Consider the following 17186-nt stretch of genomic DNA (forward strand, 5'->3'; position numbering starts at 1 on the left):
AAGGCCACCCGCAAAGGTGGCCTTTTTCATGCTTGCGACCTTCAGGGGCGGGCCCTGAGCTGCTCCTGGGCGGCCTTGGCCAGATCTGGCGGCAGGAAGTCGCGATCCGGGTTGTAGTCGGCCTTGAGATAGCGCGACAGGTCCTGCAGGTCCCCCGGGTTGAGGGTGCCGGCCGCCTGTTTCAGGCGCAGGTTGTCGAGGATGTAGTCGTAGCGGCTGTTGTTGTAGTTGCGCACCGAGGTGTACAGCTGGCGCTGGGCGTCGAGCACATCGACGATATTGCGCGTGCCCACCTGGTAGCCGATCTCCGTGGCCTCCACTGCGCTCTGGTTGGAAATGATCGACTGGCGCCGGGCCTGGACCTGCTCGACATCGGTATTCACCGCGCGGTGCAGGTTGCGGGTGTTTTCCACCACCTGGCGGCGCAGGGATTCACGCTGTTGCTCGGTCTGGCTCAGGCGCGAGTAGGATTCGCGCACCTGGGAGCTGGTCAGGCCGCCGCTGTAGATCGGAATGTTCAGTTGCAGGCCGATGGAGCGCTGTTCGACGTCGCTGCCATAGCGCGTCAGCGGGTTGGGGTTGCTGAAGCCCAAAGCATCGTTGTCGCCTTTCTTGTACTGCGCCACTGCGTCCAGGGTCGGGGCATGCCCGGCCTTGCGCTGCTTGAGAGTTTCCTCAGCGGCGCTGACTGCGTAGTTGCTGGCCAGCAGGTTGAGGTTCTGCTTGGCGGCGGTGTCCACCCAGGCCTTGGCGTCGTTGGGGGTCGGCGCCAGCACTGGCAGGGTATGGACGATGCCCTGGATCGAGTTGTACTCGCGGTTGGTCAGGGTGATCAGGGCCTCGAAGGCATCATCCACCTGGCGCTGGGCAAGGATCCGGTTGGCCCGGGCGGTATCGTAGCTGGCCTGGGATTGCAGGACGTCGGTCTTGTCCGACAGGCCCACGTCGAAGCGTTCGTTGGATTGGTCCAACTGACGCTTGAAGGCCGCTTCCTCGGCCTTGGTCGAGGCCAGGTTGTCCTGGGCGCGCAACACCGCGAAGTAGTTTTCTGCGCTCTGCAGGATCAGGTTCTGCTCGGTGGCCGAGAGTTGCAGGGAAGCCTGTTCGTTGATGTCCTTGGCCGCCTGCAGCTGGAACCAGCGGTCGGCCCGGAACAGGGGCTGGGCCAGGGTCGCCTGGTAGACGTTACCGCTGCGGGTAGAGGTCATCGACGGTTCGTCGAACTTGGTGCGGGTGTTGTTCATGTCCGCGCCGGCCGAAAGGTTGGGCAGCAACCCGGCACGAGCCTGGGGCACCACTTCCTTCTGGGCACCGTACTGGGCGCGCGCAGCGGCCAGATCGGCGTTGTTGTCCACCGCTTCCTGGTAGACGCTGACCAGATCGGTCTTGGTGGTCAAAGGCGCTTCTGCTGCCCAGGCCATTCCATTGGACGCACAAGACACGGCAACAGCCAGTGAGAGTTTGCGCAGCATTCGGCGATCCCTAGAGTTGATATTACGGAGATAATCCAGGCGCCAAGGCTAAGGCGCGACCCACAGAGCGTCAAGGTTCGACACAGGGCAACGAGTGTAGATGCGCTGGGGGGTGGCAACAATCCTGCAATTACGCCATTCATCATGCTGATCGTACGGGGGGTTGGCGTTCTGCTGTGGCTTTGTCTAGACTGGCCCGGTTCTTGTCGGGGTGCCTTGCTATGAGGCTGAGATCGGATAATCCGGATCCCGTTGAACCTGATCAGGTTAGCGCCTGCGTAGGGAACAAGATTTCTCGTCACCCGGCGAGTCCTCTTGTGCTTCGTCCGGGATGTTGTTCGACAATCGAACACCCCTCGAGTACCAAGCACTGCACTCACTAGTTGCTTAGACAGGGTGCGTCCGTCCGTTACAGGTTCGCTCCGACAAAAATCCACTGCCTGGATGCTGTCTGGAGAGCCCGTGATGACTACAAAATTAAAAAACGCTAGCAACCTCAGTGAGTCGGCCCAAGTCGACCAACAATCGGTTCAGCCCTTTACCCGCTCGCAAAAAGTCTATGTCCAGGGTTCGCGCCCGGACATCCGCGTGCCCATGCGCGAAATCACCCTGGATGTGACCCCCACCGACTTCGGCGGCGAGATCAACGCCCCGGTGACCGTGTACGACACCTCCGGCCCCTACACCGATCCGAACGTGGTGATCGATGTGCGCAAGGGCCTGGGCGATGTGCGTTCGGCCTGGATCGAAGACCGTGGCGACACCGAGCGCCTGGCCGGCCTGAGCTCCAACTTCGGCCAGCAGCGCCTGGCCGACCCGGAGCTGACCAAGCTGCGCTTCGCCCACGTCAACAACCCGCGCCGGGCCAAGGCCGGGGCCAACGTCAGCCAGATGCACTACGCGCGCAAAGGCATCATCACCGCCGAGATGGAATACGTCGCCATCCGCGAAAACATGAAGCTGCAAGAGGCCCGTGCCGCCGGCTTGCTGAAGCAGCAACACGCCGGCCACAGCTTCGGCGCCAGCATCCCCAAGGAAATCACCGCCGAGTTCGTGCGTGAGGAAATCGCCCGTGGCCGCGCGATCATCCCGGCCAACATCAACCACGTCGAACTGGAACCGATGATCATCGGCCGCAACTTCCTGGTGAAGATCAACGGCAACATCGGCAACAGTGCCCTGGGTTCCTCGATCGAGGAAGAAGTGGCGAAACTGACCTGGGGCATCCGCTGGGGTTCGGACACGGTGATGGACCTGTCCACCGGCAAGCACATCCATGAAACCCGCGAGTGGATCATCCGCAACTCGCCGGTGCCGATCGGTACCGTACCGATCTACCAGGCCCTGGAAAAGGTCAACGGCGTGGCCGAGGACCTGACCTGGGAGCTGTTCCGCGACACCCTGATCGAGCAGGCCGAGCAGGGTGTGGACTACTTCACCATCCACGCAGGCGTCTTGCTGCGTTACGTGCCGCTGACCGCCAAGCGGGTCACCGGCATCGTGTCCCGGGGTGGCTCGATCATGGCCAAGTGGTGCCTGGCGCACCACAAGGAGAACTTCCTCTACACCCACTTCGACGAAATCTGCGAAATCATGAAGGCCTACGACGTCAGCTTCTCCCTGGGAGATGGCCTGCGCCCGGGGTCGATTGCCGACGCCAACGACGAAGCCCAGTTCGGCGAACTGGAGACCCTCGGCGAGCTGACCAAGATCGCCTGGAAGCATGACGTGCAGTGCATGATCGAAGGCCCGGGCCACGTGCCGATGCAGTTGATCAAGGAGAACATGGACAAGCAGCTGGAGTGCTGCGACGAGGCGCCGTTCTACACCCTCGGCCCGCTGACTACCGACATTGCCCCCGGCTACGACCACATCACCTCCGGTATCGGTGCGGCGATGATCGGCTGGTTCGGCTGCGCCATGCTCTGCTACGTCACGCCCAAGGAACACCTGGGCCTGCCGAACAAGGATGACGTGAAGACCGGGATCATCACCTACAAGATCGCCGCGCATGCTGCGGATCTGGCGAAAGGTCACCCGGGCGCGCAGATCCGCGACAACGCCTTGTCCAAGGCGCGTTTCGAGTTCCGCTGGGAAGACCAGTTCAACCTCGGCCTGGACCCGGACACCGCCCGTTCGTACCACGACGAGACCCTGCCCAAGGATTCGGCCAAGGTCGCGCATTTCTGCTCCATGTGCGGGCCGAAGTTCTGCTCGATGAAGATCACCCAGGAAGTGCGTGAGTACGCAGCCAACCAGCGTATCGAAGCGGTGGATGTGGATGTCGCCAAGGGCCTGGCGGAACAGGCCGAGCGCTTCAAGCAGGAAGGCAGCCAGCTGTACAAGAAAGTCTGACCCCTCTGTGCAGGAGCGGGCTTGCCCGCGAACCAGGCGCCGCGCTCTCGACAAGGTGGCGCTTTCGCCGGCAAGCCGGCTCCTGCAGACCCTATTCCTTCGAGATATCAACCTTGAGCAGTCCAATCAGTACCTACTCTCCCGATCTCGCGGTACCGGCCGACAAGCGCGTGTTTGGCGCCCGCGATCTGTTTTCCCTGTGGTTTTCCCTCGGTATCGGCCTGATGGTGCTGCAGACCGGCGCCTTGCTGGCGCCAGGCCTGGGGCTGGCCCATTCGCTGCTGGCGATCCTGCTCGGCACCGCGGTCGGCGTTCTGCTGCTGGCGGCGGTGGGGGTGATCGGCAGCGACACCGGCCTGTCGTCCATGGCTGCGCTCAAGCTCAGCCTGGGCCGGCGCGGCGCCAGCCTGCCGGCGCTGTTGAACCTGTTGCAACTGGTGGGCTGGGGCTCGTTTGAAATCATCGTCATGCGCGATGCCGCGAGCCTCCTGGGCAGCCGGGCCTTCAGCGAAGGCAGCCTGCTGGCCAACCCGTTGCTCTGGACCCTGTTTTTCGGTGCCCTGGCCACCTTGCTGGCGGTCAGCGGGCCCTTGACCTTCGTCCGGCAGATCCTGCGCAAATGGGGAATCTGGTTATTGTTGGCCGCCTGCCTGTGGCTGACCTGGAACCTCTTCGCCCGAGCCGACCTGGCGGCGCTCTGGGCCCAGGCCGGGGACGGCTCGATGCCGTTCGCCGTGGGCTTCGATATCGCCATCGCCATGCCCTTGTCCTGGTTGCCGCTGATCGCCGACTACTCGCGGTTCGGCAAGCGCGCCAAGAGCGTGTTCGGCGGCACGGCCCTGGGCTTTTTCATCGGCAATTTCTGGTTGATGAGCCTGGGCGTCGCCTACACCCTGGCCTTCGCTCCCAGTGGTGAAGTGAATGCCTTGCTGCTGGCGCTGGCCGGGGCCGGGCTGGGGATTCCGTTGCTGCTGATTCTGCTGGACGAGTCGGAGAATGCCTTTGCCGATATCCATTCGGCAGCGGTTTCCAGCGGCATCCTGCTGCGCCTCAAGGTCGAGCACCTGGCGCTGGCCATAGGCGTGCTCTGCACCCTGATCGCCTGCCTGGCGCCGTTGGCCCAGTACCAGAACTTCCTGTTGCTGATCGGCTCGGTATTCGCGCCGCTGTTTGGCGTGGTGCTGGTGGATCACTTCATCCTGCGTCGGCGCTCGGGGCAGAACCCGGCGTCAGCCTTGCGCTGGCCGGCGCTGCTGGCCTGGCTGGGTGGGGTGAGCACCTATCATCTGTTGGCCAATCTGTACCCGGATATCGGCGCAACCCTGCCGTCACTGGTGCTGGCAGGGCTGCTGCAATGGCTGTTGGGCCGGGCTTTCAGTTACCGCCAGGAAACAGCTCGGGCTTGAGCACGCCCTTGAGGCGGTCGTAAGGGATCTGCAGTTCGATGTGGCCCAAAACCTGCGGCGCGATGGTGGTGACGTCGTACTTGAGGGTCACGGCGTTACGGGTCAGCGCTACGTTCTGGGTCTTCTGGAAGGGCCAGGTCTTCACAAACTCGGCCTCGCGATCCAGGTGAGTGCTGATCAGCCAGTTGTTGTGGGCGACCCGCGCGGCCTTCCAGAACATCTCTTCCTGGCCGGGCAGGAGCATGTCCGCCAGGTTCAGGGCCTTGTGCTGCTGGCGTGAGTAGTTGACGAAGCCACGGCCCGGGGTGCCGTTGGCGGCGCCGGTGTCCAGGTAACTGGCCAGTTCGATGATCACCAGGCCGTCATGCTGCTCGCGTAGCTTGGATTGCAGGTACATGCCGTGGCGGTCCGGCGCGCTGCGCAGGAACTGCTCGCGATAGGCCGCAAGGCTGGCCGGCAGCGCAGCATCGGGGCTGGTGCGGGTCATTTGCAGCAGGCGCTTTTCAATGATGGCATCCAGCTTCGGTTCGGCGGGGAAGTGCACGGTGTCGAGGTTGACCAGCGGGCAGTCGGCGCCGCTGCAACCGGGCTTGAGTTGTTCGGACTTGTCCCGGGTGCTTTCCAGCGGGGTCATGTAGCTGGGTTGAAACAGGCTTTGGCAGGCACCCAGGGTCAGGGCGATACAGGCCACGGAGGCGATTTTGACAAGCGACATGGGCGTCCTTCATAAACCAGGGGGAGGCAAAAGTTACCGGCTTCGACTGCCTGCGAGGCAGTCGGTTCGCCACTAAGCTCAATAGAGGCAATTAGAGTAGGTTTAGCCCCTCGCCGTCTATCCCGCTGAGGGTAAAGGGGCTGCATGATCAGCTGCGAGCGCGTTAGGATGGCGCGAAGTCGAGGGGGATCCTCGGATTGAACACGCTGTACACGAGGATTGTTATGACTGACTTTGCCAACTCCACGCCGAGTGCCGTCGAGATTATCCGGCGCGAAAACTGTTTCCAGGGTTTCTACCGGCTCGATCGCCTGCAACTGCGTCATGAGCTGTTCGCCGGTGGCATGGGGCGTGAAATCAATCGTGAAGTCTTTGTCCGCCACGATGCGGTCTGCGTACTGCCGTACGACCCGCAGCGCGATGAGGTAGTGCTGATCGAACAGTTCCGCGTCGGTGCCATGGGCAAGACGGCTTCGCCCTGGCTGGTGGAACTGGTGGCCGGGCTGATCGACAAGGACGAGCAGCCGGAACAGGTTGCCCGCCGCGAGGCGCAGGAGGAAGCTGGCCTGGACATCTCGGCGCTGTGGCCGATGACCCAGTACTTCCCGTCGCCCGGTGGCAGCACCGAATTCGTCCATCTGTACCTGGGGCGTTGCGACAGCAGCGCCGCCGGTGGGCTGCATGGGCTGGAGGAAGAGGCGGAAGACATTCGGGTGTGCGTGATGGCCTATGAGGATGCTTTGCAGGCCATGCGCGACGGGCGGATTTGCAATGCCGCCAGCATCATTGCCTTGCAGTGGCTGGCGCTCAATCGCGCGGAAGTGAGGGGGTTATGGTCGTAAACAAGGTACGCGACCGCTATCGGGTGGATCTCGCGGGGCTGCAAGCTTCCTGCGAGGCCAACTACGCCCGGCTGATGCGACTGCTGCCCGACATGCGCAACCAGCCCGTGGCGCGGCGCATTGCCGTGACCCAGGGCGACCAGATGCTCGGCGTACTGGCCCTGGAGGTGGTACTGGCCTGCCCGTATACCACCACCTTGCAGGTGCGCCAGGAGCACAGCCTGCCCTGGCTGCCTGTGCCGCAGCTGGAAGTGCAGGTCTATCACGACGCGCGCATGGCGGAAGTCATCAGTGCGGAACATGCCCGGCGTTTTCGCAGCATCTATCCCTATCCCAATGCCTTCATGCACCAGCCTGATGAAAAGGCCCAGCTGAACGTGTTCCTCGGCGAGTGGCTGAGCCACTGCCTGGCCTGCGGCCACGAGTTCGAAGCCGTGCGCTAGATGTGAACTGGGTCCGCTTCCCAGGTTTCCTCTTTTTCACTTCCCCCAGCATAATTGCCCCCTTCTTCACGCTTTGTGATCTTGCTCCGGGAGAACGCCGTGCCAAGCGTATCCGCACTGACTGCTGCCGACCCCGTGTTGCTGGTGCAGCTGTCCGATAGCCATCTGTTTGCCGAGACGGACGGCACGCTTTTGGGCATGAACACCGCCGACAGCCTGCAACGGGTCATCGACCTGGTGTTGGCGCAGCAGCCACGGATCGACCTGATGCTGGCCACCGGCGACCTGTCCCAGGACGGCACGCTGGAGTCCTATCAACGCTTTCGCCAACTGACCCGGCAGATTGCCGCCCCAGGCCGCTGGCTGCCGGGCAACCACGACGAACCGCAGGTCATGGAGCAGGCCGCCAGCGGCAGTGACTTGCTGGACCCGGTGGTGGACATCGGCAACTGGCGCATCACTCTGCTGGACTCGGCGGTGCCGGGTTCGGTACCGGGTTATCTGCAGGATGAGCAGTTGCAACTGCTGACCCGCTCCCTGCGCGAAGCACCAGAGCGGCACCACCTGGTCTGCCTGCATCACCATCCGGTGTCCATCGATTGCGCCTGGATGGAGCCCATCGGCCTGCGCAATGCCCAGGCGCTGTTTGCCGTGATCGACGCTTTCCCCCAGGTGCGCGCTGTGCTCTGGGGGCATGTTCACCAGGAGATCGATCGCCTGCGGGGCGACGTGCGGCTATTGGCCTCACCTTCCACCTGCATCCAGTTCGAGCCCTTGAGCGACGACTTCAAGGTCGAGGAGCAGGTGCCGGGCTACCGTTGGTTGCGGCTGCTGCCCGATGGACGGCTGGAAACCGGCGTGCAGCGGGTCGAAGGCTATGAATTCACCATCGACTACGGTAGCGAAGGCTACTGAAGCGGCTGCGTAACCTGGCCCCATCCCTGTAAACTGCGGCTTTTGCCCAGGTGCACAGGGAGCTCGCATGTCCGGTTCGATCCTCTATATCCACGGCTTCAACAGTGCTCCGGCATCGACCAAGGCCTCCCAGTTGCGCCAGGTCATGGAGCAGCTCGGCCTGGCCGGGCAACTGCGGGTGCCGGCCCTGCATCACCATCCGCGCCAGGCCATTGGCCAGCTGGAACAGGCGATTGCCGAACTCGGTCGTCCATTGCTGGTCGGCAGCTCGCTCGGCGGCTACTATGCGACTCACCTTGCCGAGCGCTATGGTCTGAAGGCCCTGCTGATCAACCCTGCTGTCAGCCCGCACCGGATGTTCGACGGTTATCTGGGCACGCAGAAGAACCTGTACACCGACGAGACCTGGGAGCTGACCCACGACCATGTCGCGGCCCTGGCAGCGCTGGAAGTGGCGCCACCCCAGGACCCTGAGCGTTATCAGGTGTGGTTGCAGACCGGGGACGAGACGCTGGACTATCGCAGCGCCGAGCGCTACTACCGCGCCTGTGCCTTGCGCATACAGGCCGGCGGCGATCATAGTTTCCAAGGTTTTGCCGGACAATTGCCGGCGATGTTGAATTTTGCCGGCATCACTGCCGATCAGTACCAGGCGATCGACTTCACTGCACTGTGAGCCTTCGCCCCATATTCATTGAACGACTAACGACGAGAACCCATGGCCACTCCCAGCGCTAGCTCTTATAACGCAGACGCCATCGAAGTCCTCTCGGGACTCGACCCGGTGCGCAAACGCCCGGGCATGTACACCGACACCACGCGGCCCAACCATTTGGCCCAGGAAGTCATCGACAACAGCGTCGACGAAGCCCTGGCCGGCCATGCGAAGTCGATACAGGTCATCCTGCACGCCGACCATTCCCTGGAAGTGTCCGACGACGGCCGCGGCATGCCCGTGGACATCCACCCGGAAGAAGGCGTGTCCGGGATCGAGCTGATCCTCACCAAGCTCCACGCCGGCGGCAAGTTCTCCAACAAGAACTACCAGTTCTCCGGCGGTCTGCACGGGGTCGGCATCTCCGTGGTCAACGCCTTGTCGAACCAGGTACGGGTGCGGGTCAAGCGCGACGGCAACGAATACCAGATGACTTTCGCCGACGGCTACAAGGCCTCCGAGCTGGAAGTGGTCGGCACCGTGGGCAAGCGCAACACCGGCACCAGCGTGTACTTCGCTCCGGACCCAAAATACTTCGACTCGCCGAAATTCTCCGTCAGCCGTCTCAAGCACGTGCTCAAGGCCAAGGCCGTACTCTGCCCGGGGCTGCTGGTGAGCTTCGAGGACAAGTCCAGCGGCGAGAAGGTCGAGTGGCACTACGAAGATGGCCTGCGCTCCTACCTGGTGGATGCGGTCAGTGAATTCGAACGCCTGCCGGCCGAGCCGTTCTGCGGCAGCCTGGCAGGGAACAAGGAAGCGGTGGACTGGGCCCTGTTGTGGCTGCCCGAAGGCGGCGACAGCGTCCAGGAAAGCTACGTCAACCTGATCCCCACGGCCCAGGGCGGCACCCATGTCAACGGTCTGCGCCAGGGCCTGCTGGATGCCATGCGCGAGTTCTGCGAGTTCCGCAACCTGTTGCCCCGCGGCCTGAAGCTGGCCCCGGAAGACGTCTGGGAGCGCATTGCCTTTGTCCTGTCGATGAAAATGCAGGATGCGCAATTCTCCGGCCAGACCAAGGAGCGCCTGTCATCCCGCGAGGCGGCGGCGTTCGTTTCCGGTGTGGTCAAGGACGCCTTCAGCCTGTGGCTCAACGCCAACCCCGAGCTGGGCATGCAACTGGCGGAGCTGGCCATCAGCAACGCCGGGCGCCGCTTGAAGGCCAGCAAGAAGGTCGAGCGCAAGCGCATTACCCAGGGCCCGGCACTGCCAGGCAAGCTGGCGGACTGTGCCGGCCAGGACCCGATGCGCTCCGAGCTGTTCCTGGTGGAGGGTGACTCCGCCGGCGGTTCGGCCAAGCAGGCGCGGGACAAGGAGTTCCAGGCGATCCTGCCGTTGCGCGGCAAGATCCTCAACACCTGGGAAGTGGACGGCAGCGAGGTCCTGGCCAGCCAGGAAGTGCACAACATCGCCGTGGCCATCGGGGTCGATCCGGGCGCCGAGGACATGAGCCAGCTGCGCTACGGCAAGATCTGCATCCTCGCCGACGCCGACTCCGACGGCTTGCACATCGCTACCTTGCTGTGTGCCTTGTTCGTCCAGCATTTCCGTCCGCTGGTGGATGCCGGTCACGTCTACGTGGCCATGCCGCCGCTGTACCGCATCGACCTGGGCAAGGAGATCTACTACGCCCTGGATGAAGCCGAGCGCGACGGCATTCTCGACCGCCTGGTGGCCGAGAAGAAGCGCGGCAAGCCACAGGTCACCCGATTCAAGGGGCTGGGTGAAATGAACCCGCCGCAACTGCGCGAGACCACCATGGACCCGAACACCCGGCGCCTGGTGCAGTTGACCCTGGACGATGTCGAGGCCACCGCGGAAATCATGGACATGCTGCTGGCCAAGAAGCGCGCCGGTGATCGCAAGTCCTGGCTGGAGTCCAAGGGCAACCTGGCCGAGGTGCTGGCCTGATGCACAGAGGTTTTGCCCTGGCCCTGGCGCTATTGGCAACCTCGGTGGTGGCCGCGCCGGCGCCCGAACTGAAACTGCTGTCCGAGCATCCTGTGGAAGGCATGCGCGGCGGCAATCTGTCCGGGCTGGCGCTGTGTGGTCAGGAGCTCTGGACCGTCTCCGATCGCGACGACGAGCAGATCTACAGGCTCGATACCCGTAACCCTGTCTGGCAGGCCGAGACCGTCGGGATCGAGGTGCCTGCGGTGCCGGATTCCGGCTTGCCCTGGGGCTTGAAGGTGCGGACCTGGGCGGCGTCCTTCGTGCGTGGCGGCGACCTGGACTTCGAGGGCATCACCTGTGATGCCGCCGGCAACAAATATGTGGTCAGCGAAGCCCATGCCGCGATGCTGCAGGTTCCGGCGCAAGGCGCGCCGGCCTGGTTGAAGATTTCCCCGATCATGGTGCGCGAAGCCCGTGCCAGCGGCATGCTGCTGCACTTCAATGCCCTGTTCGAAGGGCTGGCGGTCAACCCTGCCGGGGATCGGATCTGGCTGGCGGCGGAACGTGAGCGGCGCGGGCTGCTGTTGATTAAGCGTGGCCAGACCACCTGGGACTGCGATGGCGGTTGCGTGCTGCTCAGTGAAGCAGGGGCGCTAATGCAGCCTGAGCAGGTGCCCAACGCCAAGGCCGTATCCCGTGACTTCGCCGACCTGTCGCTGTTCGACGGCAAGCTGTTCACCCTGGAGCGCAACGCCTATCAGATCTGTCGCCGGGACGCGCTGAGCGCCAAGGTCGAGCAGTGCTGGTCGTATGCTGGCGAAGCACTGGTGGAGCATCGGCGTTATCCACAGCCCTACGGGTTGGCGGAAGCCCTGGTGGTGGACGCCAAGGGCGCCTGGATTGGCCTGGACAACAACAACGGTGCTCGCGCCGACGGCGAGGCCCGACCGATCGTCTGGCGTTTTGCAGCTCCCGAAGGCGGCTGGAGTGCCAAGCCGTGAGCCAGCAACCGGGCAAGAGTGCCGGGCGGGTGATGCTGATCATGGCCTGGGCGGCGGCGCTGTTCCTGGCCACGCGGTTCTTTGCCGACTGGGAAGCGCACCAGGAGAACCCCAACACTGTCGTCAGTTCGCAACAACATGAGGGTTACATCGAAGTGCAACTGGCGGGCAATCGTCAGGGGCATTTCGTCGCCAGCGGCCATATCAACGGGCGGCTGGTGCAATTCATGCTCGACACCGGGGCCACCGATGTCTCGGTACCTGCGGATCTCGCTGAACGTCTGGGCCTAGAGCGCGGTGCGCCGGTCACCCTGAGCACGGCCAATGGGCGCAGCGAAGGTTATCGGACCCGTATCGAACTCCTGCAGCTGGGGGATATCGTGCTGCGGGACGTGGCCGCGCTGGTGGCGCCGGGGCTCGACGGCGACCAGGTTCTGCTGGGCATGAGCGCTTTGAAAAAACTTGAATTTACTCAGCGCGGCGGCAGCATGCTGCTGCGCCAGACTACGAACCAATGAGGCCCGCATGAGCGACTCCCTTGATCTCAGCCTGGATGGCGTAGAACGCCGGTCACTGGCTGACTTCACCGAAAATGCCTACCTCAACTACTCCATGTACGTGATCATGGACCGTGCTCTGCCGCATATCGGCGACGGCCTGAAACCGGTACAGCGGCGTATCGTCTACGCCATGAGTGAGCTGGGGCTGGATGCCGATTCCAAGCACAAGAAATCCGCGCGTACCGTGGGTGACGTGCTCGGCAAGTTCCACCCGCACGGCGATTCGGCCTGTTATGAGGCCATGGTGCTGATGGCCCAGCCGTTCAGCTACCGCTACACGCTGGTGGACGGCCAGGGCAACTGGGGTGCGCCGGACGATCCCAAGTCCTTCGCTGCCATGCGTTACACCGAGGCGCGCCTGTCGCGCTATTCCGAAGTGCTGCTCAGCGAACTGGGCCAGGGCACTGCGGACTGGGGGCCGAACTTCGACGGCACGCTGCAGGAGCCGCTGGTACTGCCGGCACGCCTGCCGAACATCCTGCTCAACGGCACCACCGGCATCGCCGTGGGCATGGCCACCGACGTGCCGCCGCACAACCTGCGGGAAGTGGCTTCGGCCTGCGTGCGCCTGCTGGATGAGCCCAAGGCCACGGTCGAGCAGCTCTGCGAGCATATCCAGGGGCCGGACTACCCCACCGAAGCCGAGATCATCACCCCGCGTGCCGACCTGCTGAAGATCTACGAAACCGGCCGTGGCTCGGTGCGCATGCGCGCCGTGTACCGGGTCGAGGACGGCGACATCATCGTCACCGCGCTGCCGCACCAGGTCTCCGGGGCCAAAGTGCTGGAACAGATCGCCGGCCAGATGCAGGCCAAGAAGCTGCCGATGGTGGCCGACCTGCGTGACGAGTCGGACCATGAGAACCCGTGCCGCATCGTGATCATCCCGCGCTCCAACCGGGTCGACGCCGATGAGTTGATGCAGCACCTGTTCGCCACCACCGAGCTGGAATCCACCTACCGGGTCAACATCAACATCATTGGCCTGGACGGCAAGCCGCAGTTGAAGAACCTGCGGGCCCTGCTGGTGGAGTGGCTGGAGTTCCGGGTCACCACCGTGCGTCGCCGGCTGCAGTTCCGCCTGGACAAGGTCGAGCGTCGCCTGCATCTGTTGGACGGTTTGCTGATTGCCTACCTCAACCTGGATGAAGTGATCCACATCATCCGTACCGAGGAGCATCCACGGGCCAAGCTGATCGAGCGTTTCGCCCTGAGCGAAATCCAGGCTGACTACATCCTCGACACGCGCCTGCGCCAATTGGCGCGTCTGGAAGAGATGAAGCTGCGGGCCGAACAGGATGAGTTGCTCAAGGAGCAGGCCAAGCTGCAAGCCTTGCTCAACAGCGAAGCCAAACTGAAGAAGCTGGTGCGCACCGAGTTGCTGCAAGACGCAGAAACCTACGGCGATGACCGTCGTTCGCCGATCGTCGCCCGGGCCGAGGCCAAGGCGCTGTCGGAAAACGAGCTGATGCCTACCGAGCCGGTGACTATCGTTCTGTCGGAAAAAGGCTGGGTGCGTTGCGCCAAGGGGCATGATATTGACGCCACTGGTCTGTCCTACAAGGCCGGCGATGGCTACAAGACCGCTGCGCCCGGGCGTTCCAACCAGTTCGCGGTGTTCATCGACTCCACCGGGCGCAGTTACTCGGTGGCGGCCCATACGCTGCCATCGGCCCGGGGTCAGGGCGAGCCGCTGACCGGCCGTCTGACGCCGCCGCCGGGTGCGACGTTCGAATGCGTGCTGCTGCCGGATGACGATGCCTTGTATGTGATCGCTTCTGACGCCGGCTACGGCTTCGTGGTCAAGGGCGAGGACCTGCAGGCCAAGAACAAGGCGGGCAAGGCGCTGTTGAGCCTGCCGAACAATGCCAAGGTGCTGGCGCCGCGGCCAGTGGCCGATCGCGAACAGAACTGGCTGGCTTCGGTGACCACCGAAGGGCGCTTGCTGGTGTTCAAGATCAGCGACCTGCCGCAGCTGGGCAAGGGCAAGGGCAACAAGATCATCGGCATTCCCGGTGAGCGCGTGGCCAGCCGCGAAGAGTACGTCACCGATATCGCGGTGCTGCCGGACGGCGCGACCCTGGTGCTGCAGGCTGGCAAGCGCACCTTGTCGCTGAAGGCTGACGATCTGGAGCACTACAAAGGTGAGCGCGGGCGCCGTGGCAACAAACTGCCTCGCGGCTTCCAGCGGGTGGATGCGTTGTTGGTAGAGCCTCTCAGTTAAGGGCGGGCTAGAGCGTTCGATCTGCGATTTAAGCGCAGGATCGACGCTACAACACTGGAGTCAGGGCGCATATTCACGGATGATATGCGCTTTCAAACGCTGGCGTGGCCGGGCGTTATTCAGGTTTTTTTGAGTATTTACACTGTGGCTAGCCTTGTGGCCGCCACCTGGATGGGATGATGACTGCTCTGCGCCTTCCTCTTGTTTTCTTGCTCGCCGGCGTTCTTGGCCTGGCGGGTTGCAGCGTACACCAGCCGGTGTCGCTGTATCAGCTGGACAGCGGAAGTCCAGCTCAGCCGGCCAGTGCCGGCATGTCGGTATTGCTTGGGCCGGTGCTGATCGCCGACTACCTGCAACGTGAAACCCTCCTGCAGCGTCAGGATGATGGCAGCCTGCAGGCCTCCACTGATGGTCGCTGGGCCGGCAGCCTGTCTTCGGACATCGACCAGTTGCTGTTGCGCCAGGTGGCCGGTCATCTCGACAGCCAGCGGGTTGTATTGGCTCCGGCCACCAGCGGCTTCACTCCGGATGTCCAGGTGCTGCTGTCGATCACTCGCCTGGATTCAGGCAAGTCGCAGCCGGCGGTGCTGGATGCGCAATGGCGCCTGATCGACCGTCGTGGCCAGGTGCGGGACAACCGCATCGTTCATCTGCAGGAGCAGCACGCGGGAACCACGGCGTCCCAGGTCCAGGCCCAGGGCGTGCTGTTGCAGCGTCTGGCGGAACAGTTGTCGGGTGCCCTCAAGCCTCTGGCCAATCAGCCGGCGGTGGCGGAGGTGCCACGCAAGGCGGCCCCGGCTCCTGCGCCCAAGCCTGCCGGGCAGGAAAAACAACCGAAGATCCCGATGGCCACGCCGATCCGCACGGATATGGAAGTGTTCAGGTTCTGAGTTGACACGCCGCGAGACAAGGCCCGCCCAACAGCGGGCCTTGTCGTTTCTGGCTCTGGCCAACGCAATCTTCTGTAGCCGCTGCCGAAGGCTGAGAGCGGGCCGCAGGCACGCAGCGATATCACCAGCGTTGAAGCCCCTGCGTGGCTTGTCGCAGGCTGCGCCAGCGGCTACATAAAGCTCATGAAAAAAGCCCGCACTGGGCGGGCTTCTTTTTGCGGGTCAGCCTTACAGCTTGGCCCGTGTTTCATGCATGCGTGCCAGTTGCCGCTCCAGCATCGACGGGTAGGGCTCCATCAGGCGTTCCACGCAGCAGGCACCTTCCGGGCTGGCGATCGGGCGAATACGTGCCCGCTGGCGCAGCAGCGGGTCGTCATTGACCTTGCGCTCCACCAGCAGCAGGTTGCGGCTGTGCTGGGACAGGGCCAGGGCATCCTGAGCGGTTTCGGTGAGCAGCAGGTCGATCTGGCTCAGGCCGAACAGTTCGTCGCCCAGGGTCAGGCCCAGTTGCAGTTGCAGGGTGATGCCGCTGTCCGCCACTTCGATCTGCAGGGCATGGCCCAGGGCGCGCAGCAACTCGCCGCAGCAGATGGCGTTGGTTAGGTAGTCGTCACCGCTGTCTTCGCTGTGGAACAGCATCAGCGTGCTGCCATCGTTCAGGGTATGCAGTTCGCTCTGGTACAGCGAGGCGGCCTGGTCGAGGCAATCGCGGTAGCGTTCCAGGAGTTCCATCAGGCGGGCGCGGGGCAGGCGTCGCAGTTGCTCCTGGGCACCGAGTTGCACCGCCAGTACCGCACTGTGCTGGGGCTGGGCCGGAACCTGTGGTTGCGGTTGTGGCTTGGCAGCAGGCGTCGATGAGCTGTCCCGCAGGTCGGCGAAGGGGTCTTCCTCGTCCAGTTCATCTTCTTCGGCGTGAACCAGATGCCGGGGTGCAGGCTTCAGGCCTGCTACCGGAGCGCTTTCGTCGAAGCTCGGGTCCCGCAGGTTGCGCACTTCGAATGCCGGCTCATCGTCCTCGTCGTCTTGTACTTCAGCCTCGGGCTGCGGTGCCGGTTCGGGTTTTTCCGGTACCAGGCGGGCATGCAGCTGACGCGCCAGATCGCCGATTTCGTCCTGGCGCTGGGTGGCGGGAGTGTGTTCATCCAGGTCACGCAGCCAGACTCGCAGTTGCAGCAGCGGAGTCGAGATGTGCCGCCCCAGGCGCAGGCTCAAGGCCAGGGCCAGGGCCAGCAGGATGGCGCTGAGGATGCCCATGCTTTGCAGGCTGATGGTCATCGGCTGCTGGAATTGCGCCATGTCCAGGCTGATTCGCAGGTTGCCCGCGGTCACGTCCTGGAAGGTGATCTTGGTCTGGTACACGCCTTCGGTTTCACCCAGCAGGCTGCTCTTGGGGCGCTGGCCGGCCTCGGCGAGGATGCGGTTGTCCACGCTGTAGATGGCCGCGTGGGCCACCAGCGGGTTCTTGGTCAGATTGTTGAGCAGGACGTTGAGGCTGAGGATGTCGTTGGACACCAGCAGCTCGGTGGCCGAGGTGGCGGTCTGGGTGGTCAGGCTCTGACCCAGGGCGTCGGCTTGTTCGTGCATGGCTTGCTTGAACTGCAGGCCCATCACGCCGGCATAGATCACCAGGGCCAGGGCGACCAGGATCACGTTATGGCTGGCAATGCGCAATGCAATCGGCACACGGCGGTGGCGCAGTGCACGGAAGATCAGCAGGAAGAAGTTATCGGTTTTAACTGGCGTGGGCCGGTTCACTGA

14 protein-coding genes and 1 riboswitch are annotated in these 17186 nt (G+C 63.5%); of the genes, 11 read left to right on the top strand and 3 right to left on the bottom strand.

Annotated features, from left to right (window positions below):
* Positions 1-41: 41 nt before the first annotated feature.
* Entirely contained in the window at positions 42-1472 is a 1431-nt protein-coding gene (locus ABCR88_RS02770) for a TolC family outer membrane protein (protein WP_011058910.1), read from the bottom strand.
* Positions 1473-1669: 197 nt separating this feature from the next.
* A riboswitch (TPP riboswitch) is annotated at positions 1670-1774 on the top strand.
* Between the two features lie 163 nt (positions 1775-1937).
* Between ABCR88_RS02770 and thiC the strand changes: the two genes are divergently transcribed.
* Both thiC and cytX read left to right on the top strand, forming a co-directional pair.
* Positions 1938-3827 carry a phosphomethylpyrimidine synthase ThiC gene (thiC, locus tag ABCR88_RS02775; protein ID WP_015633923.1) on the top strand — a complete coding sequence of 630 codons (1890 nt, stop codon included), beginning with the start codon at positions 1938-1940 and terminating at the stop codon, positions 3825-3827.
* 113 nt (positions 3828-3940) lie between these two features.
* On the top strand, positions 3941-5233 hold the full coding sequence (gene cytX / locus ABCR88_RS02780; protein WP_019093041.1) for a putative hydroxymethylpyrimidine transporter CytX: 1293 nt from the start codon (positions 3941-3943) through the stop codon (positions 5231-5233).
* Here the strand turns inward: cytX and ABCR88_RS02785 are convergent.
* Positions 5202-5948 carry an RsiV family protein gene (locus ABCR88_RS02785; protein WP_350404094.1) on the bottom strand — a complete coding sequence of 249 codons (747 nt, stop codon included), beginning with the start codon at positions 5946-5948 and terminating at the stop codon, positions 5202-5204. The genes cytX and ABCR88_RS02785 overlap by 32 nt on opposite strands.
* Before the next feature lie 224 nt (positions 5949-6172).
* On the opposite strand from ABCR88_RS02785, the gene ABCR88_RS02790 reads away from it, so the two are divergent.
* From ABCR88_RS02790 to ABCR88_RS02830, 9 genes are all read left to right on the top strand, one after another.
* Positions 6173-6790, top strand: a complete 618-nt coding sequence (locus ABCR88_RS02790) for an NUDIX domain-containing protein (protein WP_011058914.1) — start codon at positions 6173-6175, stop codon at positions 6788-6790.
* Entirely contained in the window at positions 6781-7233 is a 453-nt protein-coding gene (locus ABCR88_RS02795) for a DUF1249 domain-containing protein (RefSeq protein ID WP_011058915.1), read from the top strand. Before ABCR88_RS02790 ends, ABCR88_RS02795 begins: the two co-directional genes overlap by 10 nt.
* Positions 7234-7332: 99 nt before the next feature.
* The gene (gene cpdA / locus ABCR88_RS02800) at positions 7333-8148 is read left to right on the top strand and encodes a 3',5'-cyclic-AMP phosphodiesterase (protein ID WP_041115433.1); all 816 of its coding nucleotides are present in this window, start codon (positions 7333-7335) and stop codon (positions 8146-8148) included.
* Between the two features lie 67 nt (positions 8149-8215).
* Entirely contained in the window at positions 8216-8824 is a 609-nt protein-coding gene (locus ABCR88_RS02805; RefSeq protein WP_015633927.1) for a YqiA/YcfP family alpha/beta fold hydrolase, read from the top strand.
* A gap of 42 nt (positions 8825-8866) precedes the next feature.
* Entirely contained in the window at positions 8867-10771 is a 1905-nt protein-coding gene (gene parE / locus ABCR88_RS02810; RefSeq protein WP_041115437.1) for a DNA topoisomerase IV subunit B, read from the top strand.
* Positions 10771-11754 carry an esterase-like activity of phytase family protein gene (locus ABCR88_RS02815; RefSeq protein ID WP_041115439.1) on the top strand — a complete coding sequence of 328 codons (984 nt, stop codon included), beginning with the start codon at positions 10771-10773 and terminating at the stop codon, positions 11752-11754. Before parE ends, ABCR88_RS02815 begins: the two co-directional genes overlap by 1 nt.
* Positions 11751-12272 carry a TIGR02281 family clan AA aspartic protease gene (locus ABCR88_RS02820; RefSeq protein ID WP_041115441.1) on the top strand — a complete coding sequence of 174 codons (522 nt, stop codon included), beginning with the start codon at positions 11751-11753 and terminating at the stop codon, positions 12270-12272. Before ABCR88_RS02815 ends, ABCR88_RS02820 begins: the two co-directional genes overlap by 4 nt.
* 7 nt (positions 12273-12279) lie before the next feature.
* Positions 12280-14538 carry a DNA topoisomerase IV subunit A gene (gene parC, locus ABCR88_RS02825; protein WP_011058921.1) on the top strand — a complete coding sequence of 753 codons (2259 nt, stop codon included), beginning with the start codon at positions 12280-12282 and terminating at the stop codon, positions 14536-14538.
* A 179-nt stretch (positions 14539-14717) separates the two neighbouring features.
* On the top strand, positions 14718-15428 hold the full coding sequence (locus ABCR88_RS02830) for an ABC-type transport auxiliary lipoprotein family protein (RefSeq protein ID WP_041115443.1): 711 nt from the start codon (positions 14718-14720) through the stop codon (positions 15426-15428).
* Between the two features lie 228 nt (positions 15429-15656).
* On the opposite strand, the gene ABCR88_RS02835 is transcribed toward ABCR88_RS02830, so the two are convergent.
* Positions 15657-17183 (bottom strand): AhpA/YtjB family protein, encoded by a 1527-nt coding sequence (locus tag ABCR88_RS02835; RefSeq protein ID WP_015633930.1) that lies wholly within the window; start codon positions 17181-17183, stop codon positions 15657-15659.
* Positions 17184-17186: the final 3 nt, after the last annotated feature.

The sequence above is a fragment of the Pseudomonas sp. W17 genome (assembly GCF_040268305.1).
Taxonomy (GTDB): Bacteria; Pseudomonadota; Gammaproteobacteria; order Pseudomonadales; family Pseudomonadaceae; genus Aquipseudomonas; species Aquipseudomonas protegens.

Excerpts from the sequence above, each read along its gene's own strand:
- parE (WP_041115437.1), top strand. The coding sequence starts at position 8,867 with ATGGCCACTCCCAGCGCTAGCTCTTATAACGCAGACGCCATCGAAGTC.
- ABCR88_RS02830 (WP_041115443.1), top strand. The coding sequence starts at position 14,718 with ATGACTGCTCTGCGCCTTCCTCTTGTTTTCTTGCTCGCCGGCGTTCTT.
- ABCR88_RS02785 (WP_350404094.1), bottom strand. The coding sequence starts at position 5,948 with ATGTCGCTTGTCAAAATCGCCTCCGTGGCCTGTATCGCCCTGACCCTG.
- ABCR88_RS02795 (WP_011058915.1), top strand. The coding sequence starts at position 6,781 with ATGGTCGTAAACAAGGTACGCGACCGCTATCGGGTGGATCTCGCGGGG.
- ABCR88_RS02770 (WP_011058910.1), bottom strand. The coding sequence starts at position 1,472 with ATGCTGCGCAAACTCTCACTGGCTGTTGCCGTGTCTTGTGCGTCCAAT.
- thiC (WP_015633923.1), top strand. The coding sequence starts at position 1,938 with ATGACTACAAAATTAAAAAACGCTAGCAACCTCAGTGAGTCGGCCCAA.
- parC (WP_011058921.1), top strand. The coding sequence starts at position 12,280 with ATGAGCGACTCCCTTGATCTCAGCCTGGATGGCGTAGAACGCCGGTCA.
- ABCR88_RS02790 (WP_011058914.1), top strand. The coding sequence starts at position 6,173 with ATGACTGACTTTGCCAACTCCACGCCGAGTGCCGTCGAGATTATCCGG.
- ABCR88_RS02815 (WP_041115439.1), top strand. The coding sequence starts at position 10,771 with ATGCACAGAGGTTTTGCCCTGGCCCTGGCGCTATTGGCAACCTCGGTG.
- ABCR88_RS02805 (WP_015633927.1), top strand. The coding sequence starts at position 8,216 with ATGTCCGGTTCGATCCTCTATATCCACGGCTTCAACAGTGCTCCGGCA.